Annotated in this window: 16 protein-coding genes and 1 riboswitch; of the genes, 4 read left to right on the top strand and 12 right to left on the bottom strand. The window is 74.4% G+C overall.

The window, feature by feature from the left end; genetic code table 11:
• Positions 1-2 precede the first annotated feature (2 nt).
• Genes AC067J_RS30085 through AC067J_RS30075 form a run of 3 tightly spaced genes read right to left on the bottom strand, consistent with a single transcriptional unit; the run spans position 3 to position 4,837 of the window.
• Positions 3-2,183 (bottom strand): putative cobaltochelatase, encoded by a 2,181-nt coding sequence (locus tag AC067J_RS30085; RefSeq protein WP_478304463.1) that lies wholly within the window; start codon positions 2,181-2,183, stop codon positions 3-5.
• Positions 2,184-2,192: 9 nt separating this feature from the next.
• Entirely contained in the window at positions 2,193-3,872 is a 1,680-nt protein-coding gene (locus AC067J_RS30080; protein WP_478304461.1) for a cobyric acid synthase, read from the bottom strand.
• Complete coding sequence (locus tag AC067J_RS30075; RefSeq protein ID WP_478304459.1) at positions 3,869-4,837, bottom strand: cobalamin biosynthesis protein; 969 nt, start codon at positions 4,835-4,837, stop codon at positions 3,869-3,871. The genes AC067J_RS30080 and AC067J_RS30075 overlap by 4 nt, the downstream gene beginning before the upstream one ends.
• Before the next feature lie 78 nt (positions 4,838-4,915).
• A riboswitch (cobalamin riboswitch) is annotated at positions 4,916-5,114 on the bottom strand.
• 209 nt (positions 5,115-5,323) lie between these two features.
• Here AC067J_RS30075 and AC067J_RS30070 point away from each other — a divergent pair.
• Together AC067J_RS30070 and AC067J_RS30065 are read left to right on the top strand one after the other, a co-directional pair.
• On the top strand, positions 5,324-6,439 hold the full coding sequence (locus AC067J_RS30070; protein ID WP_478304457.1) for an alpha/beta hydrolase family protein: 1,116 nt from the start codon (positions 5,324-5,326) through the stop codon (positions 6,437-6,439).
• 305 nt (positions 6,440-6,744) lie between these two features.
• Positions 6,745-8,181, top strand: coding sequence for a hypothetical protein (locus tag AC067J_RS30065; protein WP_478304455.1), 1,437 nt, complete (start codon positions 6,745-6,747; stop codon positions 8,179-8,181).
• Positions 8,182-8,300: 119 nt separating this feature from the next.
• Here the strand turns inward: AC067J_RS30065 and AC067J_RS30060 are convergent, their stop codons facing one another.
• The 9 genes from AC067J_RS30060 to AC067J_RS30020 form a co-directional block, all read right to left on the bottom strand.
• Positions 8,301-9,179, bottom strand: coding sequence for a CDP-alcohol phosphatidyltransferase family protein (locus AC067J_RS30060; RefSeq protein ID WP_442906081.1), 879 nt, complete (start codon positions 9,177-9,179; stop codon positions 8,301-8,303).
• On the bottom strand, positions 9,166-9,858 hold the full coding sequence (locus AC067J_RS30055) for a phosphatidylserine decarboxylase (RefSeq protein WP_478304454.1): 693 nt from the start codon (positions 9,856-9,858) through the stop codon (positions 9,166-9,168). Before AC067J_RS30055 ends, AC067J_RS30060 begins: the two co-directional genes overlap by 14 nt.
• Positions 9,859-10,325: 467 nt before the next feature.
• Positions 10,326-11,528, bottom strand: a complete 1,203-nt coding sequence (locus tag AC067J_RS30050) for an acyl-CoA dehydrogenase family protein (RefSeq protein WP_478304452.1) — start codon at positions 11,526-11,528, stop codon at positions 10,326-10,328.
• 140 nt (positions 11,529-11,668) lie between these two features.
• Complete coding sequence (locus AC067J_RS30045; protein WP_478304450.1) at positions 11,669-12,172, bottom strand: MaoC family dehydratase; 504 nt, start codon at positions 12,170-12,172, stop codon at positions 11,669-11,671.
• 22 nt (positions 12,173-12,194) lie between these two features.
• Positions 12,195-13,181, bottom strand: coding sequence for an HpcH/HpaI aldolase/citrate lyase family protein (locus tag AC067J_RS30040; protein WP_478304448.1), 987 nt, complete (start codon positions 13,179-13,181; stop codon positions 12,195-12,197).
• Between the two features lie 24 nt (positions 13,182-13,205).
• Positions 13,206-15,263, bottom strand: a complete 2,058-nt coding sequence (locus tag AC067J_RS30035; protein WP_478304446.1) for a protein meaA — start codon at positions 15,261-15,263, stop codon at positions 13,206-13,208.
• The gene (gene ccrA / locus AC067J_RS30030; RefSeq protein WP_478304444.1) at positions 15,263-16,600 is read right to left on the bottom strand and encodes a crotonyl-CoA carboxylase/reductase; all 1,338 of its coding nucleotides are present in this window, start codon (positions 16,598-16,600) and stop codon (positions 15,263-15,265) included. Before ccrA ends, AC067J_RS30035 begins: the two co-directional genes overlap by 1 nt.
• Positions 16,601-16,962: 362 nt before the next feature.
• Positions 16,963-17,871 carry a TetR family transcriptional regulator gene (locus AC067J_RS30025; RefSeq protein ID WP_478304442.1) on the bottom strand — a complete coding sequence of 303 codons (909 nt, stop codon included), beginning with the start codon at positions 17,869-17,871 and terminating at the stop codon, positions 16,963-16,965.
• A gap of 176 nt (positions 17,872-18,047) precedes the next feature.
• The gene (locus AC067J_RS30020; protein ID WP_478304440.1) at positions 18,048-19,823 is read right to left on the bottom strand and encodes a 3-hydroxyacyl-CoA dehydrogenase family protein; all 1,776 of its coding nucleotides are present in this window, start codon (positions 19,821-19,823) and stop codon (positions 18,048-18,050) included.
• A gap of 529 nt (positions 19,824-20,352) precedes the next feature.
• On the opposite strand from AC067J_RS30020, the gene AC067J_RS30015 reads away from it, so the two are divergent.
• Positions 20,353-21,813 carry a type I glutamate--ammonia ligase gene (locus AC067J_RS30015; RefSeq protein WP_478304438.1) on the top strand — a complete coding sequence of 487 codons (1,461 nt, stop codon included), beginning with the start codon at positions 20,353-20,355 and terminating at the stop codon, positions 21,811-21,813.
• Between the two features lie 3 nt (positions 21,814-21,816).
• Entirely contained in the window at positions 21,817-22,935 is a 1,119-nt protein-coding gene (locus AC067J_RS30010; RefSeq protein ID WP_478304436.1) for an amidohydrolase family protein, read from the top strand.
• Positions 22,936-23,019 lie beyond the last annotated feature (84 nt).

Below are 23,019 nucleotides of genomic sequence, written 5' to 3'. Positions count from 1 at the left end.
GCTCAGGCCGCCTTTCGCGTCGTGGTGGTGGGGCGTCCGCCGGTGGGGCGGTTCGCAGCGGTGCGGTTCGGGGTGGGGCGGCTGTCGCGGACGAGCGAGGCCACGCCCTCGGGCCGCAGCTCGTCCAGCGTCACGGCGGTGGCGCGCAGCCGGCCGGCCAGGGTGCGGGCCAGGCCGAGCCGGACCGGGCCGGACTCGCAGTCCAGCACCACGCTCGCCACGCCCTGCCCGGCCAGCAGCCCGGCCGCCCGGTGCGACTGCGCCACGGCGTCGCGGGCGCCGGTGGCCCGGCCGTCCGTCACCACGACGAGCAGCGGGCGGCGGTCCGGGTCGCGCAGCCGCTCGATCCGCAGCACCTCGTGGGCGCGCAGCAGTCCGGCGGCCAGCGGGGTCCGGCCGCCGGTGGGCAGCGACTCCAGCCGGGCCGCGCCGACCTCGACCGAGGACGTCGGCGGCAGCGCCAGTTCGGCCGAGGCGCCCCGGAAGGTGATCATGCCGATCTTGTCCCGGCGCTGGTAGGCGTCCATCAGCAGGGACAGCACCGCGCCCTTGACGGCGGTCATCCGCTGCCGGGCCGCCATCGAACCGGAGGCGTCCACCACGAACAGCACCAGGTTGGACTCCCGCCCCTGGCGCACCTGTTCGCGGAAGTCGTCCTTGTGCAGCACCAGCGCGCGGGACGCCCGCCCGCGGGCCACCTGGTGCGGAGCGGCGGCCCGCAGGGTGGCGCTCAGGTGCAGCCGGGCGAGCCGGCCCTGCGGGCGGCGGGCCCGCACGGTGTGGCCGCCGTCGGTCTCGGCGGGGGAGCGGCGGCCCTGCGCGCCGCGCCCGGTGCCGTCGACCGCGAACAGCCTGGTCCGGTACGGGTCGCCGGCCGCCACCGGCGCCGACTCCCGCGCGGGGGCGGGGTGCTGGGCCGGGACGGGCTGCGGGCCGGCGGGCTCCTCCTCGGCGGCCGGGCTCTCGGCTCCGGCGGGCGGGCCCTCCGGGCCGGCCGGCTCGGGAGCCCCGCCACCGCCGCCGTCGGGGCCTCCGCCGTCGGGGCCGTCGCCCTCGGGGCCGTCCGGGCCGTCCTCCTGGTCCGGGTCCTCGTCCGGCTCCTGCGCCCGGCCCTCCTCCGGGGCCTGCTCCTCGCGGGCCTGCTCCGCCAGGGCCTCTTCCTCCTCCTGGCGGGCCTGCTCCTCCAGCGTGCGGTCCAGCAGGTCCTCGTCCAGCCCGGGCGCGTCGAAGGGGTTGCGCCGGCGGCGGTGCGGCAGTGCCAGCTGGGCGGCCTTGCGGACGTCCTCCTCCAGCACCCCGGTGCGGCCCGCCCAGGCGGCCAGCGCGACGGCGGTGCGCGCCATCACGATGTCCGCGCGCAGCCCGTCCACCTCGAAGGCGGCGCAGACGGCGGTGATCCGGCGCAGCGCCGCGTCGTCCAGCTCCACCTTCGGCAGCAGCTCCCGGGCGGCGGTGATGCGCTGCGCGAGCGCCCGCTCGTCCGCGGCGAACCGGTCGGCGAAGCCCGCCGGGTCGGCGTCGTAGGCGAGCCGGCGGCGGACCACCTCGGCCCGCTCCACCGGCTCCCGGGTGGCGGCGATCTCGACGGTCAGGCCGAACCGGTCGAGCAGCTGCGGGCGCAGCTCGCCCTCCTCCGGGTTCATCGTGCCGACCAGCAGGAACCGCGCCGCGTGCCGCACCGAGACGCCCTCGCGCTCGACGTACGAGCGGCCCATCGCGGCGGCGTCCAGCAGCAGGTCCACCACGTGGTCCTGGAGCAGGTTCACCTCGTCGATGTAGAGCACGCCGCGGTGCGCCTGCGCCAGCAGCCCGGGCTCGTACGCCTTGACGCCCTCCGCGAGCGCCCGCTCCAGGTCCAGCGAGCCGACGATCCGGTCCTCGGAGACGCCGACCGGCAGCTCGACCAGCCGGGCCGGGCGCTCGGACGCGCCGGCGCCGGCGTGCGCGCCGTCCGGGCACTGCGGGTCGGGCGACTCCGGGTCGCAGGCGAAGCGGCAGCCGTCGACGGCGGCGATGGACGGCAGCAGGCCGGCCAGCGCGCGCACCATGGTCGACTTGGCGGTGCCCTTCTCCCCGCGCACCAGCACCCCGCCGACCGCCGGGGAGACCGCGTTGAGCAGCAGCCCGAGCCGCAGGTCGGCCATGCCGACGATCGCGGTGAACGGGTATCGGGCGTCACTCATGGTTCTCACTCACGATTCTCCCTTGGGGGCCTGTCCGGTCGGTCTTGGCGGATCAGCGCGCGGCGTTGGGCGCCCGGCTGGGCGTGCGGCCGGATCGTCCTCGTACTGGACGTACTTGGGTGATCCGGGCGTGCGTCCAGGCGGGATGCCCGGCGTCGCGCGCCCGTCAAGATCGGCCGGACAGGCCCCAGGGGCCCCGGGCGGCAGGAACGGCAGCGATCCGGCCGCCGGCACCCCGCCCTCGATCAGCTTCCACAGCGCGTCGGTGTCCGCGTGCTCCTCGATCAGTTCTCCCAGCCGGTCCAGCCGGGCCTCGCGCGCCTCGGCGAACGAGACGTCCGGCGCGGGGACGAACGCCCGGCCCGCCAGCGCGGCGACGTCGCGCAGCAGTTCGCGCCGGAAGCCGTCGTTCTCCAGCGCGCCGTGCCAGGTCGTCCCCCAGACCGGGCCCACCCGGCAGCCGTCCAGGAACGGCTCCCCGCCCTCGACGGCGACCACGCCGTGGTGGATCTCGTAGCCCTCGACGCGCTGCCCGTAGGCCTCGCCGACCGGTCGGCCGAGCACCTTCTCCACGCCGAACCGGACGTGCGTCGGCAGCAGGCCGAGCCCCTCCACGGCCCCGGCCTTCGACTCGACCTCGTCCACGATCGTCCGCGCCAGCATCTGGTAGCCGCCGCAGACGCCGAGGACCGGCCGCCCGGCGGCGGCCCGCGCCTTCAGCGCCGGCTCCAGGCCGCGCTCGCGCAGCCAGGCCAGGTCGGCGACGGTGGCCCGGGTGCCGGGCAGGACGACGAGGTCGGCGTCGGCCAGCTCCTCGGGCCGGGTGGCCCAGCGGACCAGCACCCCGGGCTCCTGGGACAGCGCGTCCAGGTCGGTGAAGTTGGACAGCCGGGGGAAGCGCAGCACGGCGACCCGCAGCACGTCCGCGCCGAGCGGGCCGCGCCCGGCCGTGCGGTCGACCACGGTGGACAGGTCCAGCGAGTCCTCGGCGTCCAGCCAGAGGTCCGGCAGCATCGGCAGGGTGCCGAGCACCGGGCGGCCGGTCAGCTCGCGCAGCATCTCCAGCCCGGGCGCCAGCAGCCGGGCGTCACCGCGGAACTTGTTGACGAACCAGCCGGCCACGTGCCGTTGGTCCTCGGCCGAGAGCAGCGCCAGCGTCCCGTACATCGCGGCGAACACGCCGCCCCGGTCGATGTCCCCGACCACGACGACCGGCAGCCCGGCGGCGGTGGCCAGGCCCATGTTGGCGATGTCCCGGTCCCGCAGGTTGATCTCGGCGGGCGAGCCGGCGCCCTCGCAGACCACCACGTCGTACCGGCGGCGCAGGTCCGCCAGGCACTCCAGGGCCCGTTCCAGCAGCAGCGGCTTGCGCTCGCGGTAGTCCAGCGCGCCGACCTCGGCGACCGGCCGGCCGAGCAGCACCACCTGGCTGCGGCCGTCCGCCCCGGGCTTGAGCAGCACCGGGTTCATGGCCGCCTCGGGCTCCACCCGGGCCGCCTGCGCCTGCATCGCCTGCGCGCGGCCGATCTCGGCGCCGTCCGCCGTCACGAAGGAGTTCAGCGACATGTTCTGCGCCTTGAACGGCGCGACGCTCACGCCCTGACGGGCCAGCCAGCGGCAGATGCCCGCGGTGACCACGCTCTTCCCGGCGTCCGAGGTCGTCCCGGCGACCAGCAGTGCGTTGCTCATGCCCTACCCCTCCTCCTGCCCGTGGCCGCCCGGAGCAGCAGGTGCCCGGCGACCGTCGTACCCAGCGCCAGCGCGCCCACCCGCCGGGAGAGCACGCAGGCCCGCTCGATGTCGTCCACCCCGACCGGCCGCAGCCCCTCGCCGAGCACCGGCCGGTGCTCGGTGCGCTCGCCGTACCGCAGCGTCCCGCCCAGCCGGACGCCGACCGCGCCGGCGAAGGCCGACTCGGCCTGGCCCGCGTTCGGGCTGGGGTGCGCGGAGCCGTCCCGCCGCCAGACCCGCCAGGCGGTGCGCGGCTCGGGCGCGGCGGCCACCGTCAGCAGCGCGGTCAGCCGGGCGCCCGGCCAGCCCGCCACGTCGTCCAGCCGGGCCGAGGCCCAGCCGAACCGGGCGTACCGGGGCGAGCGGTGGCCGACCATCGCGTCCAGGGTGTTGACGGCGCGGAACGCGAGCAGACCCGGCGTGCCCGCCAGCCCGCCCCAGACCAGCGCGTTGACCACGGCGTCGGCGGTGTTCTCGGCGACCGACTCGACCACCGCGCGGGCCAGCTGCTGCTCGTCCAGCCCGCTCGGGTCGCGCCCGCACAGGTGCGGCAGCCGTTCCCGGGCCGCCGTCAGGTCGCCCGCCGCGAGCGAGCGGCCGACGGTCCTGGCCTCCCGGGTGAGCGAGGTGCCGCCGAGTACCGTCCAGGTCGCGGCGGCGGCCAGCGCGGCCCGGCCGAGCGGACGGCGGCCGAGCAGCCGGTCGGCGGCCAGCGCGCCCGCCGCGACGGTGCCCACGCAGAGCGCCGTGTACGCGGTGCCGGCGGCGCGGTCGTCGCGCCAGATCAGCCGCTCCAGCCGGTTCGCGGCGGAGCCGAAGACGGCCACGGGGTGGCCGCGGCGCGGATCGCCGAACCGGGCGTCGGCGAGGTACCCGGCGGCGGCGCCCGCGGCGAACGCGGCGGCGCGGGTCAGCGGGCGCACGGCAGGGGGCGGTGGCGGGTCGTCGAGGCCGGGGCAGCCTGCATCGCGTGCGTGTCCTCACTCAGGGTCCGCGCCCTGGATCGACGTACCGGCGGCGAGAGTCTCCTGGCTTCCGGGTCGGACGCACCTCCGGGCCTTCCAGCGGCTTCTGACGGCTCGCCGTGACCTTCGTTCGGACGTGCTCCCCGGTGACAGTGGCGGGACCGCGCCGGACTCGCACCGGCTTCCTCTGCTTGCCTCCGTATTGGCTGAAGGATCCCATCACGCCCCCGAAGGGGGAGTCAACCGAGGTCACGGAGCGTTTGGTCACACCGCCGGGCTCCGCTCCGGCGCCCGCTCCCGGCGGCTCCGGAGCGTCCCGCCCCGGTGTGACCTTGCTCCCGAAGTGACCCGGACGGCCGTGTCCTACTGGCCACCGGCCGTCCCCGCTAGTGGACTGGGGCCAGAACACCGTCCGGCACCGGGACTTAACTGCGGGGAGCGAGTATGCGTTGGGGAATCGCGGCCACCGTGGCCGCAGCCGCCGTCGGTACCGGGGCGGCCGTGCTGGTGATCGGCCGGCGGGCGTCCGAGCGGATGGTCCACCCGGCCGCCGCCGTCCGGACGAGGTCGGGCCCGGTGCAGGTGCTGGCCCTCGGCGCCGGGCGGGTCACCTTCACCCCCGGGCCGGCGGCCGAACGCCCCGGCCGCTGGGCCGTCGAGTGGGGCGACGACGGGCACGCGGTGGTCGGCGAGGTCCTGCACCGCGACGACAAGGGCGTCACCCGCCGGCTGCTCCGCGCCGACCGGGGCACCCTGGCGCCCGGCACCGAGGTCCGCTTCACCCCGCGGGTGCACGTCGGCGACCCGACCACCGCACTCGGCCTGCCGTTCACCGACACCGCCGTCGAGGGCGAGCTGGGCACGCTGCCCGCCTGGCGGCTGGACGGCAAGCGGGGCACCTGGGTGATCCTGGTGCACGGCCCCGGCACCGACCGGCAGCAGGGCCTCGCGGTGCTCCCGCTGCTGCAGCGCCTCGGCCTGCCGGTGCTGGTCGTCAGCTACCGCGGCGACGCGGGCACCCCGGCCTCCCCGGACGGCCTGGGCCACTTCGGCGAGACGGAGTGGCGGGACGTCGAGGCGGCGATCCGGCGCGCCCTGGACAGCGGCGCGGGCCAGGTCGTCCTGTACGGCTGGTCGCTCGGCGCCACGACGGCCCTGCAGACCGCCGCCCGGTCCGGCTGGGCGTCCTCGATCAGCAGCCTGGTCCTGGACTCGCCCGTGCTGGACTGGCCGGCCGGCGCGCGGCGCGGCGCGGCACGGGCCGGCTACCGGGGCGCGGCCGCCGAACTGGGCGCGCTCGCCGCCGAGGGGCGGACCGGCGTGGATCTGGCCGACTTCGCCCGCCTCGCCGAGGGCACCGACCTGCGCGTCCCCACCCTGGTGCTGCACGGCCCGGACGACCCGGTGGCCCCGTTCCGCGCGGCCGAGCGCCTCGCCGGGCACCGCCCGGACGTGGTCAACCTCCAGGCCTTCCCCGGCGGTGACCACGCGGCTCTCTGGAACACCGACCCGGACCGCTACGAGGAGACCCTCCGCCGCTGGCTCACCCCTTTCCTCTGAGCCGACCCCGCCCGGGCCGCGGCGTCCCGCCGGTCGCCGCGGCCGGTCCCCTTCCCCTTTCCTCCCCGTTTCCCCTCCCTCCCCTCCCCGCCGCTCACCTGGCATGGACCCGCCACTAAGATCAAGCCAGTCGGTTTGGCCTCTGTTGCCCGATCTTGTGGAGGCCCCGCGCCCGCCGCCCGGCCCGCGTGTGCAACCGGATGTGACAGATGGCCGGTACAAGGGGAAGACTGCTCGACGTGACGTCTCGGAACCCGCGCGACCGTGATGCCCCGCTCCCGCCGACGATCGGTACCGGTGCGACGGTGACCCGTCTCCCGGGAACCGCCCACCGCCCCGCCGGCGCCAGGCCGGGCACCCCGGGCGTACCCCGCCGACGAGGCCCCGCACCCGCACCCGGCCGCGGCCGGGTCCCCGTTCCGGAGGGCTTCCCCGCCCCCGCCGAACTCGCCCCGCTGGCCCGCCGCATGTTGGTCGACGCCGTCCGGATCGCCCGCTGGGCCGGTGATCTCGACGAGGTCGACAAGCGCGGCGAGCTGCTTCCCGACGACGCCCGCGCCGCCGGCCTCGCCCTCGCCATGACGGTGGGCGCCGCCGCCAAGGCGTGGGGCCAGGCCCTGCTGGTCGGCCTGGTCGAGGCCCGCGACGGCGGTGCCGTGCCGGGCTGGCGCCTGCACGCCTGGGAGCACGACGACGAGGCGGTGGTCCGCGGCTGGTCGGCACTGTTCGACGCCTGGACCCTGCTCGCCCCGGTGCCGCCCGCCGCCCTGCGCGGCGTCTTCGCCCTGCTCGCCGGGCAGGCCGTCGACCAGGCCCCGCAACTGCTCTCCTTCCTGCACCTGGTGGACGGCCCGGTCGCCGACGTGGAGCTGCTGGAGCTGCTCCGGCGCGGCCTGGACGAGCGCCGGGTCGGCGGCGGCGAGGGCACCTTCGGCCTCTCGCCCGTCCCGCACGCGGCCTCGGCGATCTCGGCGGTCCGCGGCACCTGCCGCGAGCCCCAGATCGACACCCCGGCCTCGCCCGCCGACGTGGCCGCCGTCCTCGACTGGATGCTGGACGGACTGGCCGCCGTCGGCGCCCTGGTCCGCCGCGACAACGCCGCCGAGCTGTCGCCGCTCGGGCACTGGGCGGTGCGGGCCAAGCTGGAGGAGATCTGCACCGTCGCGCAGACCGCCGCCGGCCACATCGAGCAGAGCGCGCCGGAGCTGCTGGGCGCCTGCGCCGACTACTCGCCGGGCCCGGCCCGCGCCGAGTACCGGGCCTGGGTGGCCGCCCGCCCGGCCGACCGCGCGGTGGCCGAACTGCTGGAGGCCGCGCAGGGGGAGGACGCGCTGCTGCGCGGTCTGGCCTTCGAGGCGCTGCGGGTGGCGGGATCCACCGCCGAGCAGGCCGTCCGGGCCGCCGTCGACGAGCCGGTGCTGCGCCCCTACGCGCTGCTCTGGCTGGCCGAGCGCTCGGACGAGGGGGTCTCCCCGGCCGACGTGCTGGGCGCGGAGGACGCCGCCTGGCTCTGGGTGGACACCGCCGCCGCCGTCCTGGACCACGGGGAGACGGAGCTGCTGGTCGGCCACGTCGAGGGGGCCTCGGCCGGCGACCCGGTGCGGCTGTTCGCCCGCGCCCGGCAGTCCGGACACCCCCGGGCGGCCTCGGTGCTGACCGCCGTGTCCGGCGTCCACCCGGACCCGGGCGTGGCCCGGGCGGCCCGCCGCTCGGCCTTCAGCGTCCACCGCGGCGGCGCCTGAACGGCTCCCGCGACTCCCGCGCGGCACGGCAACGGCACGCCGCCACGGCATGCGGAAGGGCCCGGATCCCCCAGGGGGTCCGGGCCCTTCGCCGTGTGCCGTGCCGCTCCGCGGGGCGGTCAGCCGATCCGGGACTCCGCGCGGCGTGCCCGCACGTCCCCGACCTTCTGGCCCACCTTGCGGCGGATGACCAGCAGCGGGGCCATCGCGGCCAGCGCGATCTGGCCGTAGGCGCCGATGTGCAGCAGGTAGTCGCCGCCCTTCAGACCGGTCGCCCAGGCCGCCAGGCAGCCGATCGAGAGCACGATCCAGCAGAGCGTCGCGGTGGCGAGCAGCCCCTGCGGCTTCGGGTACTCGATCCGGCTCATCATCAGGTACGCGGTGCCCGCGATGGCCAGCAGACCCGGCAGGAACGGCGGGTCGAGCAGCACGATGGCGATCACCGTCATGGCGCCCATCGGGCAGGGCATGCCCTGGAACACCCCCGGCCGCATCTTCACGGCCGAGAAGCGGGCCAGCCGCAGCACCACGGACAGCAGCACCGTCAGCGCGATCAGGGCCGAGAGCCGGCTGTCCGAGCCCGGCGAGACCATGCCCCAGACCGCGACGAAGTAGGCCGGCGCGATGCCGAAGCTGATCAGGTCGGCGAGGTTGTCGAGTTCCGCCCCGAGTGCGGAGGAGCGCAGCTTGCGCGCCACCAGCCCGTCGAAGAGGTCGCACATCGAGCCGATCAGCAGCAGCGTCACCGCGGTGGCGGCGCTGTGCTTGTCCGGCGCGGCGTCCGGGTTGGTGATGTGCGGGACGAGCACCCCGGTGGTGATCGAGTAGATCGCCAGGAAGCCGCAGACGGCGTTCCCCAGGGTCAGGAAGTCGGCGGTGGAGAGGTGCTGCGGCGAACGCGGAGCACGCAGCTCGCGGTCGCGCGCCCAGCGGCGGCGGCGCAGTGCCGTCTCCTCGTCCTCCAGGCCGACGATGGTCTCAGGATCAGTCACGGTCAAGGCGCGTCACCCCGGCTGTGGTCTTCTGGCCGACCTCGACGCCGACCTCGACGCCGGCCGGCAGGTAGGTGTCGACCCGGGACCCGAAGCGGATCAGACCGATCCGCTCGCCCTGCTCGACCTTGGTACCGGCGTCGACGTACGGCACGATGCGACGGGCCACGGCCCCCGCGATCTGCACCATCTCGATGTCGCCGAGCTCGGTGTCGAAGTGCCAGACGACCCGCTCGTTCTGGTCGCTGTCCTTGTTGAAGGCGGGGACGAAGCCGCCGGGCACGTGCTCCACGGAGGTCACCGTGCCGGGCAGCGGCGCGCGGTTGACGTGGACGTTGAGCGGGCTCATGAAGATCGCGACGCGGGTGCGGCCGTCCGGCCACGCGTCGATGCTCTGGACCACGCCGTCGGCGGGGGAGATCACTCTGCCCGTGCCGATCTCACGCTCGGGGTCGCGGAAGAACCACAGCATGCCGGCGCCGAGCGCACAGGCGGGTACCGCCGCCAGGGCCCACTTGCCGCTGCGCCGGGTGAGGGCGGTGGTCACGGCGGCCGTGGCGAGGGTGGGGACGAACCAGGGGGTGGCTCCGCGCGCGATGGTCACGCGGGGTCGCCGACCGGCCGCCGGAGCTGCGAGGGCATCGCGGTCCGTGACGGAGGTGTGAGGGGACGGGCTGATGGGCATCGAAGACCTTTGTCGCGGGGGATCATGGCCGCTGGACGGGGGCCACCGCGGGATCGGGTAAGAGAGGGACGTCTGCTGTCCCGGTGGATGCTATCGGGAGCACACGGTGGGTGGGCAACCCGCCTGCTCGTTCATGTGTCCTGCCAGCGGCGCCGGTGCGCCTCTGTGTATACGACCGTAGCTCGCCCTCGTCCGGTTCCCAAGGGACCTGGCAGAGCTGGTGACACTTGTCTCAGCGCGTTTCCCGGCAGCGCATGCCGAAGCGGCCGCGGGGCGCGTGACAACACCTGTACGCCCTGCGGCCGCTCCGGGGGCCGTGCCTGCCCCAGGCGGACCAGGCGTGGGGCCGGTGCACGGCACGGTGCCGGGACGGGCCCGCACGCCCGTCGACCGGCCGTCACCGGACCGTCGGCCCGTCGTGCCGCAGGTCACGCGGCACGGGTCGGGCACGACGGGATCGGACGGTCTCACTCCGCGATGCGGTACTCCTCCAGCAGCCGGCGTCCGACGATCATCTTCTGGATCTCCGCAGTACCTTCACCGATCAGCAGCATCGGGGCCTCCCGGTAGAGCCGCTCGATCTCGTACTCCTTGGAGAAGCCGTAGCCGCCGTGGATCCGGAAGGCGTCCTCGACGACCTCCTTGCAGTACTCGGAGGCGAGGTACTTGGCCATGCCGGCCTCCAGGTCGTTGCGCTCGCCGCCGTCCTTCTTGCGGGCGGCCATCACCATCATCTGGTGCGCGGCCTCGACCTTGGTGGCCATCTCGGCGAGCTTGAACTGGATCGCCTGGTGCTCGGCGATCTTCTTGCCGAAGGTGGTCCGCTGCTGGGCGTAGGAGATGCCCAGCTCGAAGGCGCGGCGGGCGACGCCGCACCCGCGCGCGGCCACGTTGACCCGGCCGACCTCGACGCCGTCCATCATCTGGTAGAAGCCCTTGCCGGGGACGCCGCCGAGGACCCGGTCGGCCGGGATCCGGACGTCCTGGAGCACCAGCTCGGTGGTGTCGACGCCCTTGTAGCCCATCTTCTCGATCTTCCCGGGCACGGTGAGGCCGGGGACGGTCGGGTTCGGGCCGAAACCCGCCGTCTTCTCGATCAGGAAGGTGGTCATGTTCTTGTACGGGGTGGAGCCGCCCTCGTCGGTCTTGCAGAGCACCGCGACCAGGGTGGAGGTGCCGCCGTTGGTCAGCCACATCTTCTGGCCGTTGAGGACGTAGTGCTCGCCGTCCTTCACGCCCTTGGTGGAGATCGCGGCGACGTCGGAGCCGAGGCCCGGCTCGGACATCGAGAAGGCGCCGCGGATCTCGCCGGCCGCCATCCTCGGCAGGAAGTGGTCCTTCTGCTCCTGGGTGCCGTGCGCGTTGATCATGTGCGCCACGATGAAGTGGGTGTTGACGATGCCGGACACCGACATCCAGCCGCGGGCGATCTCCTCGACCACCAGGGCGTAGGTGAGCAGCGACTCCCCGAGGCCCCCGTACTCCTCGGGGATGGTCAGGCCGAAGAGCCCGAGCTGCTTCATGCCCTCGACGATGGCGGTCGGGTACTCGTCCTTGTGCTCCAGCTCGGTCGCGACCGGAATGATCTCCTTGTCGACGAATTCCCGCACGGTGGCGAGGATGTCCCGCTGGATCTCGGTGAGGCCGTCGGTCTGTGCGAGGCGTCCCATCGTGCGGCTCCTGTCATGCCTGAGGAAGAAGGGGGTGGGGGTGGACGGGGGCTCCGCGGGCGTGGCTTCCGCGGAGCCCCCGTGTACCGGGTGGGGCAACGGCCGATGACGGCGGCCGGCCCGTCCGGGGTCCGGTGGGGTCAGGCCAGGGGGGTGGGGCGGCCGGGCTGCTCGCCGCCGCGCGCCTCGGTGTACGTCGCGGTCGGCACCATCACCTTGCGGCGGAAGATGCAGACGACCGTGCCGTCCTGCTTGTAGCCCTTGGTCTCGACGTACACGATGCCGCGGTCGTCCTTGGACTTGGACGGCCACTTGTCGAGCACGGTGGTCTCGCCGTAGATCGTGTCGCCGTGGAAGGTCGGCGCGACGTGCCGCAGCGACTCGATCTCCAGGTTGGCGATCGCCTTGCCGGAGACGTCCGGGACGGACATGCCCAGCAGCAGGGAGTAGACGTAGTTGCCCACCACGACGTTCCGGCCGAAGTCGGTCGTCCGCTCCGCGTAGTTGCTGTCCATGTGGAGCGGGTGGTGGTTCATGGTGAGGAGGCAGAACAGGTGGTCGTCGTACTCGGTGACCGTCTTGCCGGGCCAGTGCTTGTAGACCGCGCCGACCTCGAACTCCTCGTAGGTGCGTCCGAACTGCATGATCGATGGTTCCTTACCGGCCTCAGGCCTGCGGGGGCTCGAACTTGGAGGTGCGCTGGAAGCCGGCGGCGCGGCCCTTGCCGGAGATGACCAGCGCCATCTTGCGGCTGGCCTCGTCGATCATCTCGTCGCCGAGCATCGCGGAGCCCTTGGCGCCGCCCGCCTCGGAGGTGCACCAGTCGTAGGCGTCGAGGATCAGCTCGGCGTGGTCGTAGTCCTCCTGGGAGGGCGAGAAGATCTCGTTGGCGGCGGCGACCTGGTCCGGGTGGAGCACCCACTTGCCGTCGAAGCCCAGCGCGGCGGCGCGGCCGGCCACCTCGCGGTAGCCCTCCTGGTTGCGGATCTGCAGGTACGGGCCGTCGATCGCCTGGAGGTCGTTGGCGCGCGCGGCCATCAGGATGCGCATCAGGATGTAGTGGTAGGCGTCGGCCGGGTAGCCGGGCGGCTGCTCGCCGACCACCAGGGACTTCATGTTGATCGAGGCCATGAAGTCGGCCGGGCCGAAGATGATGGTCTCCAGCCGGGGCGAGGCCTGGGCGATCGTGTCGACGTTGATCAGGCCCTTGGCGTTCTCGATCTGCGCCTCGATGCCGATCCTGCCGACCTCGAAGCCCATGGTCTTCTCGATCTGGGTGAGCAGCAGGTCGAGCGCCCTGACCTGCTCGGCGTCCTGGACCTTCGGCAGCATGATGCAGTCGAGGTTCGGGCCGGCGCCCTCGACCACGGTGATCACGTCGCGGTAGGTCCAGTGGGTGGTCCAGTCGTTGACCCGGACGACCTTGGTCTTCTTGCCCCAGTCGCCGTTGTTCAGGGCGTCGACGATGGAGTGCCGCGCGCTCTCCTTGACCAGCGGGGCGCAGGCGTCCTCCAGGTCGAGGAAGACCTGGTCGGCGTCGAGGCCCTGGGCCTTCTCCAGGAACCGCGGGTTGGAGCCGGGCACGGCCAGGCAGGAGCGGCGGGGGCGCAGCCGGTCGAGGGGCGCGGCGGGAGTCGGGTGGGAGTTGCTCATGACGGGTGGTCGGTTCCTTCCGGGTCAGCTGCTGGACGCGGCGGTGCAGGACGTCCAGGGCTGGAGCCTGTTGGCCAGCCGGATCTCGTCCACGATCCGGCCGATGATGGTCGTGATGCCGAAGTCCTTCGGGGTGAACACGGCGGCGACGCCGGCGGCCTTGAGGGCCTCGCCGTCCGCTGCCGGGATGATGCCACCCACGATCACCGGGACATCCTCCACCCCGGCCCGGCGGAGCCGGTGCAGGACGTCGGGCACCAGCTCGGAGTGGGCGCCGGAGAGGATCGACAGGCCCACGCAGTGCACGTCCTCGGCGACGGCCGCCGAGACGATCTGCTCCGGGGTGAGCCGGATGCCCTGGTAGACCACCTCGAACCCGGCGTCGCGGGCCCGGACGGCGATCTGCTCGGCGCCGTTGGAGTGCCCGTCCAGGCCGGGCTTGCCGACCAGCAGGCGCAGCTTGCCGGCGCCCAGTTCGGTGGCGGTCGCGGCGACCGCCTCGCGGACCGCGGCCAGCTCGCCGCCGGGTTCGGCGGCCACCGCGACCGGGGCGCCGCCGACGCCGGTGGGCGCGCGGTACTCGCCGAAGACCTCGCGCAGGGCGAAGGCCCACTCGCCGGTGGTGACCCCGGCGCGGGCGCAGGCCAGGGTGGCCGGCATCAGGTTGTCGCTGGTCGCGGCGACCGTCTTGAGCTCCTCCAGCGCGCGCAGCGCCGCGGGCTCGTCGCGCTGCCCGCGCCAGGCCTCCAGGGCGTTCAGCACGGACTGCTCGGAGGCCGGGTCGACGACCATGATCGCGGTGTCGAGGTCGGCCGTGAGCGGGCTCTCCTCGGTGGTGTCGAAGCAGTTCACGCCGATGATCTTGTCGTCGCCGGACTCGATCCGGGCCCGGCGGGCGGCGTGCGAGGCGACCAGGTTGGACTTCAGGTAGCCGGACTCGACGGCCGGGATGACCCCGCCCATCTCCTGCACCTTGGCGATCTCCGCCTCGGCGCCGGCCAGCAGCTCGGCGGTCTTGGCCTCGATCACCGCGGAGCCGTTGAAGATGTCCCCGTACTCCAGCAGGTCGGACTCGTAGGCGAGCACCTGCTGGATCCGCAGCGACCACTGCTGGTCCCAGGGGCGGGGCAGGCCGAGCGCCTCGTTCCAGGCGGGCAGCTGGACGGCGCGGGCGCGGGCGTCCTTGGAGAGCGTGACGGCGAGCATCTCCAGCACGATCCGCTGGACGTTGTTCTCCGGCTGGGCCTCGGTCAGGCCGAGCGAGTTGACCTGGACGCCGTAGCGGAACCGGCGCTGCTTGGCGTCCTCGATCCCGTACCGCTCCCGGGTGACCTTCTCCCAGAGCCGGCCGAAGGCGCGCATCTTGCACATCTCCTCGACGAACCGCACGCCGGCGTTCACGAAGAAGGAGATCCGGGCGACCACCTCGCCCATCCGCTCGGCCGGCACCTGGCCGGAGTCGCGGACGGCGTCCAGCACCTCGATCGCCGTGCACATCGCGTAGGCGATCTCCTGGACCGGGGTGGCCCCGGCCTCCTGGAGGTGGTAGCTGCAGATGTTGATCGGGTTCCACTTCGGGATGTTCCCGACCGTGTAGGCGATCATGTCGGTGATCAGGCGCACCGAGGGCCCGGGCGGGAAGACGTGCGTCCCGCGCGACAGGTACTCCTTGACGATGTCGTTCTGGGTGGTGCCGGTGAGCTTGGCGATGTCGGCGCCCTGCTCCTCGGCGACCACCTGGTAGAGCGCCAGCAGCCACATCGCGGTGGCGTTGATCGTCATCGAGGTGTTGGTCTGTTCGAGCGGGATGCCGTCGAACAGGGTGCGCATGTCGCCGACGTGGCCCACCGGCACGCCGACCCGGCCGACCTCGCCGCGGGCGAGGATGTGGTCGGAGTCGTAGCCGGTCTGGGTCGGCAGGTCGAAGGCGACCGAGAGGCCGGTCTGCCCCTTGGCGAGGTTCTTCCGGTAGAGCGCGTTGGAGTCGCTCGCGGTCGAGTGCCCGGCGTAGGTGCGCATCAGCCAGGGCCGGTCGCGCTTGACGCGCTCGTCCGCCGCGGGCGGGCCGGTGCGGTCCGTCATCAGATGTTCCGGAAGCGGTTGATGGCGGGCAGGTGCTTCTCGCGCAGTTCGGCGTCGCGCACGCCCAGGCCCTCCTGCGGGGCCAGGCAGAGCACGCCGACCTTGCCCTGGTGCTTGTTCTGGTGGACGTCGAGGGCGGCCTGGCCGGTCTGGTCGAGCGCGTACACCTTGGAGACGGTCGGGTGGATCCTGCCCTTGGCGACCAGGCGGTTGGCCTCCCAGGCCTCGCGGTAGTTGGCGAAGTGCGAGCCGACGATCCGCTTGAGCGACATCCACAGGTAGCGGTTGTCGTACTGGTGCATGTAGCCGGAGGTGGAGGCGCAGGTGACGATGGTGCCGCCCTTGCGGGTGACGTAGACCGAGGCGCCGAAGGTCTCGCGGCCCGGGTGCTCGAAGACGATGTCCACGTCCTCGCCGCCGGTCAGCTCGCGGATCCGCGCGCCCAGGCGCTTCCACTCGCGCTGGTCCTGGGTGTGCTCGTCCTTCCAGAACCGGTAGCCCTCGGCGGAGCGGTCGATGATCGCCTCGGCGCCCATCGACCGGCAGATCTCGGCCTTCTGGTCGTTGGAGACCACGCAGATCGGGGTGGCGCCGCCGGCCAGCGCGTACTGGGTGGCGTACGAGCCGAGGCCGCCGCTGGCGCCCCAGATCAGCACGTTGTCGCCCTGCTTCATGCCCGCGCCGTTCTGCGAGACCAGCTGGCGGTACGCGGTGGAGTTGACCAGGCCGGGGGAGGCGGCCTCCTCCCAGGTCAGGTGGGCGGGCTTGGGCATCAGCTGGTTGGTCTTCACCAGGGCCAGCTGGGCCAGGCCGCCGAAGTTGGTCTCGAAGCCCCAGATCCGCTGCTCCGGGTCCATCATCGTGTCGTTGTGGCCGTCCGAGGACTCCAGCTCGACCGAGAGGCAGTGCGCGACGACCTCGTCGCCCGGCTTCCAGGCGTTGACCCCGGCGCCGGTGCGCAGCACCACGCCGGCGAGGTCCGAACCGAGCACGTGGTACGGCAGGTCGTGGCGCTTGGTGAGCGGCGACAGCCGGCCGTAGCGCTCCAGGAAGCCGAAGGTGGAGACCGGCTCGAAGATCGAGCTCCACACCGTGTTGTAGTTCACGGCGCTCGCCATGACGGCGACCAGCGCCTCGCCCGGACCGAGCTCGGGCAGGGCGACGTCGTCGAGGTGGAGGGACTTGCGGGGGTCCTTGTCGCGGCTGTCGAGGCCGGCGAACATCTGCTCCTCGTCCTTGTGGAGCGTCACGGCCCGGTAGGACTCCGGCAGCTTCAGGGCGGCGAAGTCCGCCGAGGTGCTGTCGGAGCTGAGGATCGCGTCGAGGATTTCCTTCATGGCTGCCTCCGAAGGCGTACCTGTGTGAGGGGCACAGGGCGTCTGGGGGAGCCGGGAGCGGACACCGGCTTCGCTGGGATGGGTGGTGGGTGGTACGTGGCTGACGGGCCTGGCACGCAGGGCGTCGCTCCCGGGGTGTGGGAGCGCCGGTACGACGGCGCGCCGAGGTGGGGAGCCGCGGCGCCGCGACTGGTGGGTAACAAGGTAGTGGCACCCTGTGCCACTCGTAAAGACACCGGGTGTCATCAATTCCGGCGGGCCGGACCCACGCCCGGGCGGCGTCGCGCAGGCATGGAAAGGGCCCGCACCGGCAATCCGGTGCGGGCCCTCAAATCCCTTGTGACCTGCGGAAACCAGTGCCCTCAGGACTGCCGGGCGGCCTCCAGGGCGGCCCTGATCGAGTCCACCACCACGTCCAGCGGGGCGTCGGTGCGGGCCACTGTGATGAGTACCTCACCTCCCGGGCTGGCACTCAGTGCGCTTGCGGCCATCGCCTCCGGCCCCGCCCCACTGGCACCGGGTGCCACCAGAGTCCCGCGCCGGCGCGCACCCGGCTCGTTGGACGCCCAGAAGGTCCGCCGGATCACCTCGAAGGAGTGGTCCAGCTGCGCCTCGACGTCCCCCCGGCCGCCGGCCCGCAGCCAGCGCCGCAGCACGTGGTTGTGCGCCGCGACGACCGCCGCCGCCGACACCTCGGCCAGCATCGAGTCGTCCTCGCCGCCGCGCTGCCAGCCCGTCGGGATCTCCTGGCCGGTGTCGAACCGGCCCAGCAGGTAACGGGTGAACAGCCGCTCGTACCGGGCCACCACCGCGATCTCCCGCTCGCGCAGCGCCGGCACCTGGCGGATCAGCTGGTACCGGGCCACCGACACCGCGGGCGTGGAGGCGTACATCCGCAGCACCTCGTTGATGCCCCGGCAGACCACGTCCAGCGGGTGCTCCTCGGGCTCGGCGCTGGCCAGCAGGTCGGCCACCCGGACCAGGGTGTCGTCGTGGTCCGGGAAGATCGCCTCCTCCTTGGACCGGAAGTAGCGGAAGAAGGTCCGCCGGGCCACCCCGGCGGCCGCGGCGATCTGGTCGACCGTGGTCTCCTCGTAGCCCTGCGAGGCGAACAGCTCCATGGCGGCGGTGGCCAGGTCCTGGCGCATCTGCTGCCGCTGGGCCGCCGCGCGGCGGCTGCCCGGGCCGCCCTCCTGGCCCGCCTGACCGGCCGACCGGGCGTCGCGCGGGAGGACGGACTGCTGCGGGGAGACTGACTGAACCCGATCCATGGCCGGAACGCTACACGTCCCGGGGGCCGGGGCAGCGGGCCTTCCCCGGCGCACCGGCGCGACCGGGCCGGTCACCGCCGGTCTGGGCCAGCGGGCGGACACCGCGCCCGGGCCCCAGGCCGACCGGTCCGCTCCGGGCGGCGGCTGGCCCGGCTGCCCGTAGGACGGCTGCGTGGTCACCGGCGCGCGTGGTCGCGGAAGCCGCGGCCGGTCTTGCGGCCCAGGCACCCGGCCGCCACGAGGTGCTCCAGCAGCGGCGCCGCCGCCAGGCCCGGCTCGCGGAACTCCTGGTGCAGCACCTGCTCGATGGTCAGCGACACGTCCAGACCGACCACGTCCAGCAGCTCGAACGGGCCCATCGGGTAGCCGCAGCCCAGCTTCATCGCGGTGTCGATGTCGTCCACCGTCGCGTAGTGCTCCTGCAGCATCCGCACCGCGTCGTTCAGGTACGGGAAGAGCAGCGCGTTCACGATGAACCCGGCCCGGTCCCCGCACTCCACCGGGTGCTTGCGCACCTTCGCGCACAGCTCCAGCACGGTCGCCGTGACGTCCGGCGCGGTCAGCACCGTCGACACCACCTCGACCAGCTTCATGGCCGGCGCCGGGTTGAAGAAGTGCATCCCGACCACGTCCTGCGGCCGCGAGGTGGCCGAGGCGCAGCTGATCACCGGCAGCGAGGAGGTGGTGGTGGCGAGCACCGCGCCCGGCCTGACGACCTTGTCCAGGGTGGCGAACAGCTCGCGCTTGACCGCCAGGTCCTCGGCCACCGCCTCGACCACCAGGTCGACCTCGGCCAGCTCGCCGTACTGACCGACCGGCGTGACGAGCGCGAGCGCCGCGTCCCGCTGCTCCGTGCTCAGCCGGCCCCGGGTCACCGAGCGCTCCAGCGACCGCGCCAGCTGCGCCTTGGCCTTCTCCGCCTTCTCCTGGCTGCGGGCGGCCAGCAGCACCGGGTACCCGGCCTTGGCGAACACCTCGACGATGCCGGTGGCCATGGTGCCCGAGCCGCAGACGCCGACCGTGCGCACCTCCCGGCCCGGCACCGCGGGCTGCGCCGGTCCGGTGGCCGCGTCGACCGCCCGGGACGAACCGGGGGCCTCGTAGGTGTAGAAGCCGCGGCCGCTCTTGCGGCCCAGCAGCCCGGCCGCGACCAGCTGGCCGAGGATCGGCGCGGGCGCGTGCAGCCGGTCCCGGGACTGCTCGTACATGGCCTCCAGGACGGTCCGGGCGGTGTCCACGCCGATCAGGTCGAGCAGCGCCAGCGGGCCCATCGGCAGGCCGCAGCCGAGCCGCATCGCGGCGTCGATGTCCTCCCGGGTGGCGTACTTGGACTCGTACATCGCGGCGGCCTGGTTCAGGTACGCGAAGAGCAGTCCGTTGACCACGAAGCCGGCCCGGTCCCCGGCGGCCACCGGCTCCTTGCCGAGCTCCCGGGCGAAGGCGGCGGCGTCCTCGGCCACCTGCGGGTCGGTCAGCACGGTGCGGACCACCTCGACCAGCTTCATGGTGTGCACCGGGTTGAAGAAGTGCAGGCCGAGCACCCGCTCCGGGCGGGAGGTGGCGGCGGCGATCCGGGTCACCGAGAGCGCGGTGGTGCCGGTGGCCAGCACCGTCTCCGGCGGGCAGATCCGGTCCAGTTCGGCGAAGACCTCCCGCTTCAGCTCCAGCTGCTCGGGCACCTCCTCGATCACCAGGTCGGCCCCGGCGGCCGCCTCCAGCGCGTGGCCCACCGAGATCAGGGCGAGCAGCCCGGTGCGCTCCTCGGCGGTGAGCCGCTCACGGGTCACCGCGTACGCGGTGGCCTCCTCGATCCGGGCCAGGGCCCGGGCGGCCTGCTCCTCGCCCGCCTCGATGCCGATCACCCGGCGGCCGCTCCTGGCGACCGCCACCGCGACGCCGGCACCCATCGTGCCGAGGCCGACCACGGCGACCGTGGGAAAGGGACGCTCCATCTGTCCTGACTCCTTGTCATGGGTGGCCCGCGCGCGCTCCGGCGGACGCGCCGGCGGAGGAGGGTCCGTGCGCGGGGAGGGGGAGAAGACGGTTGCGGCCACCGCGCAGCCGCCGGTCCGCTCCGGCGGTGCTGCGGGTGTGCCGTGGTACTCAGGCGCTCGGGGTGAAGGAAGCGACTCTGAAGCAGAGAAGAGAAGAAGAGAGAAACCCCGGTCTTCGTCCGCGATCCGCGGAAACGACCGGTGGGTGAACACACCGTCCCGGCGCCGCCCGCCCCGTGCGGACCCGCACGACGGTCGGCGCTCCCCGCCGGTGCGGCTCCCGAAGCCCGGCGGTGGTGCGTGCCGACACTGTAGCGAAGCTACCGACCGGTAGGAAGGGGGTGGCGGCGGGCAATTCGGGGCCGGCCGGCCGTGCGCCGGGTGCGCCCCCCATGTCGCCGGAACGGGTGACGGAGTGGACGGACGTCCGTTCGGACCACTCGATAGGGGAGTTACGCGAGGTGGCGGGGCCGGGCAGCATGGGGGCATGAGCACCGGAACCGTGGCCACGGGTCGTGGCGAGCCCGCCGCCGAGCAGACGGCCGAAGAGGAGGCCGGCCGCCCGGCGGGCGTCGCGCTGCCGCCGCGGGCCGATCGCGCGGAGCGCGGGGAGCGGGCCCGGGCCGCGGTCGGGCGGCTGCGGGACGCCGGGGTCGAGGCGGTGGCCGTCACCTGGGTGGACAACGCGGGCATCGCACGGGTCAAGGCCGTGCCGCTGACCGGGCTGGTGCACGCGGCGCAGTGGGGCGTCGGCACGGCACCCTGCTTCGACGTCTTCCTGGCCGACGACACCATCGTCTCCAGCCGGCTGATCGGCGGCCCCACCGGAGACCTGCGGCTCTACCCCGACGTCGACCGCCTCGTCCCGCTGGCCGCCCAGCCCGGCTGGGCCTGGGCGCCGGGCGACCGGTACACCCAGGGCGGCGCCCCGCACCCGGGCTGCCAGCGGCTCTTCGCCCGCCGGATGGTCGCGGCGGCGGCCGAGCGCGGGCTGGGCCTGAAGGCCGGGATCGAGGTCGAGTGGGTGGTCGCGCTGGCCGGCCCGCCGGAGGAGGAGCCCCGGTTCCCGACGGCCGGCCCCGCCTACGGCATGCAGCGGCTCACCGACCTCTCCGAGTACCTGCGCGACCTGCTCCGCGCCCTCGCCGAGCAGGGGCTGGCCGTGCTCCAGATCCACCCCGAGTACGCGGCCGGCCAGTTCGAGGTCTCGGTCGCCCCCGAGGGCCCCGTCGAGGCCGCCGACACCTCGGTGCTGGTCCGGCAGACCGTCCGCGCCGTCTCCGCCCGGCACGGGCTGCGGGCCTCCTTCGCCCCGGTGGTCGTGGCCGGCTCGGTCGGCAACGGCGGCCACCTCCACCTCAGCCTCTGGCGCGACGGGCGGAACCTCGCCCGCGGCGGCCCCGGCCCGCACGGGCTGACCGCCGAGGCCGAGGGCTTCCTGGCCGGGGTGCTCGGCGCGCTGCCCGAGCTGCTGGTGCTCGGCTCCTCCAGCCCGGCCGGCTACCTCCGGCTGGTCCCCTCGCACTGGGCCGGCGCCTACCAGTGCTGGGGCCTGGAGAACCGGGAGGCCGCGCTCCGGCTGGTCACCGGCTCCACCGGCGAGCGCTCCACCGCCGCCAACGCCGAGATCAAGTGCTTCGACGCCACCGCCAACCCCTACCTGGCGCTCGGCGGGGTGCTCGCCGCCGGTCTCGCCGGGCTCGACCAAAGGCTCGCGCTGCCACCGGAGTTCACCGGGGACCCGGCGGAGGCCGAGCCCGGTGCGGTCCCCCGGCTGCCCGCCGGCCCGGCCGAGGCGCTCGCCGCCTACCAGCGGTCGGCGCTGCTCCGCGAGGCGCTCGGCGAGCCGCTGTACGAGGCGGTGCTGGCCGTCCGCCGGGCCGAGGTCGAGCAGTACGCCGGTGCCGCCCCCGAACAGCTGGTGGCGGCCACCCGCTGGCGGTACTGACCCGTGCCCCCGCCGGACGTCCCCGCGCTGGTCGACCACCACTGCCACAGCGTGCTGGCGGCCGACCTCGCCGACGACGAGCTGGCGGGGCTGCTCACCGAGTCCGACCGCCCGCCCGCACCCGGCACCTCGCCGTTCGACAGCGCGCTGGGCCTCGCCGTCCGCCGCTGGTGCCCGCCCGCGCTCGGCCTGCCCGCGCACGCGCCGGCCGAGGAGTACCTGGCCCGGCGGCGCGAGCTCGGCGCGCCGGAGGCGACCCGCCTGCTGCTGGCGGCGGCCGGGCTGGACACCTGCCTGGTGGACACCGGCCTGACCGCCGCCGCCGGCCGTCCGCTGCTGCCGCTCGGAGGGTTCGCCGCGGCGTCCGGTGCCCGGGTGCGCGAGGTGGTCCGGCTGGAGCGGGTCGCCGAGGCGGTCGCGGCCCCGGCGGGCGACTGGGCGCGGGCGGTGCACGAGGCGCTGGCCGCCGCGGCCGCCGGGGCCGTGGCGGTCAAGTCGGTGGTGGCCTACCGGACCGGGCTGGCGGTGCCCGCCGAACGCCCCGGTCCGGCCGCGGTGACGGCCGCCGCGGGGGAGTGGCTGCGCGCCGGGGGCGGCCGGCTGACCGACCGGGTGCTGCTGCACCACCTGCTCCGGACGGCGCTGGACGTCTGCGCCGACCTCGGCCTGCCGCTCCAGCTGCACACCGGCTTCGGCGATCCGGACCTCACCCTGCACCGCGCCGACCCCTCGCTGCTGACGGACTTCGTCCGGGCCGCCGAGCCGACGGGGGTCCCGCTGGTCCTGCTGCACGGCTATCCGTACCACCGGCAGGCGGCCTGGCTGGCGCACGCCTTCCCGCTGGTCCACGCCGACCTCGGGCTGACCGCCTCCTACGTCGGGCCCCGGGTGGCGGCGGTGCTCGGCGAGATGCTGGAGCTGGTGCCGTTCGGCAAGCTGCTCTTCTCCACCGACGCCTACGGCCTGCCGGAGCTGTACCTGGTCGGCGCGGCGCAGTTCCGGCACGGCCTGGGCACCCTGCTGGACGGCTGGCGGGCCGACGGCGCCTGCACCGCGGCCGACGCCGGGCGCCTCGCCCGGATGGTCGCCGCCGGCAACGCCAGGCGGCTGTACGCGCTCTGACGGGCCACCCGTCCGGCCCCCCGCCCCTAAGTCCACCCGTCCCCCTGCCCGAAGGCCCACCGCTCCCCCTGCCCGTCCGTCTGC

Source organism: Kitasatospora sp. NPDC042419 (assembly GCF_056437345.1).
This window is presented reverse-complemented; position numbering and strand designations above follow the sequence as displayed.

Bases quoted from the DNA above. Each gene is read 5' to 3' on its own strand.
- AC067J_RS30085 (WP_478304463.1), bottom strand. From the start codon at position 2,183: ATGAGTGACGCCCGATACCCGTTCACCGCGATCGTCGGCATGGCCGAC.
- AC067J_RS30080 (WP_478304461.1), bottom strand. From the start codon at position 3,872: ATGAGCAACGCACTGCTGGTCGCCGGGACGACCTCGGACGCCGGGAAG.
- AC067J_RS30070 (WP_478304457.1), top strand. From the start codon at position 5,324: ATGCGTTGGGGAATCGCGGCCACCGTGGCCGCAGCCGCCGTCGGTACC.
- AC067J_RS30055 (WP_478304454.1), bottom strand. From the start codon at position 9,858: ATGCCCATCAGCCCGTCCCCTCACACCTCCGTCACGGACCGCGATGCC.
- AC067J_RS30050 (WP_478304452.1), bottom strand. From the start codon at position 11,528: ATGGGACGCCTCGCACAGACCGACGGCCTCACCGAGATCCAGCGGGAC.
- AC067J_RS30045 (WP_478304450.1), bottom strand. From the start codon at position 12,172: ATGCAGTTCGGACGCACCTACGAGGAGTTCGAGGTCGGCGCGGTCTAC.
- AC067J_RS30040 (WP_478304448.1), bottom strand. From the start codon at position 13,181: ATGAGCAACTCCCACCCGACTCCCGCCGCGCCCCTCGACCGGCTGCGC.
- AC067J_RS30035 (WP_478304446.1), bottom strand. From the start codon at position 15,263: ATGACGGACCGCACCGGCCCGCCCGCGGCGGACGAGCGCGTCAAGCGC.
- ccrA (WP_478304444.1), bottom strand. From the start codon at position 16,600: ATGAAGGAAATCCTCGACGCGATCCTCAGCTCCGACAGCACCTCGGCG.
- AC067J_RS30025 (WP_478304442.1), bottom strand. From the start codon at position 17,871: ATGGATCGGGTTCAGTCAGTCTCCCCGCAGCAGTCCGTCCTCCCGCGC.
- AC067J_RS30020 (WP_478304440.1), bottom strand. From the start codon at position 19,823: ATGGAGCGTCCCTTTCCCACGGTCGCCGTGGTCGGCCTCGGCACGATG.
- AC067J_RS30015 (WP_478304438.1), top strand. From the start codon at position 20,353: ATGAGCACCGGAACCGTGGCCACGGGTCGTGGCGAGCCCGCCGCCGAG.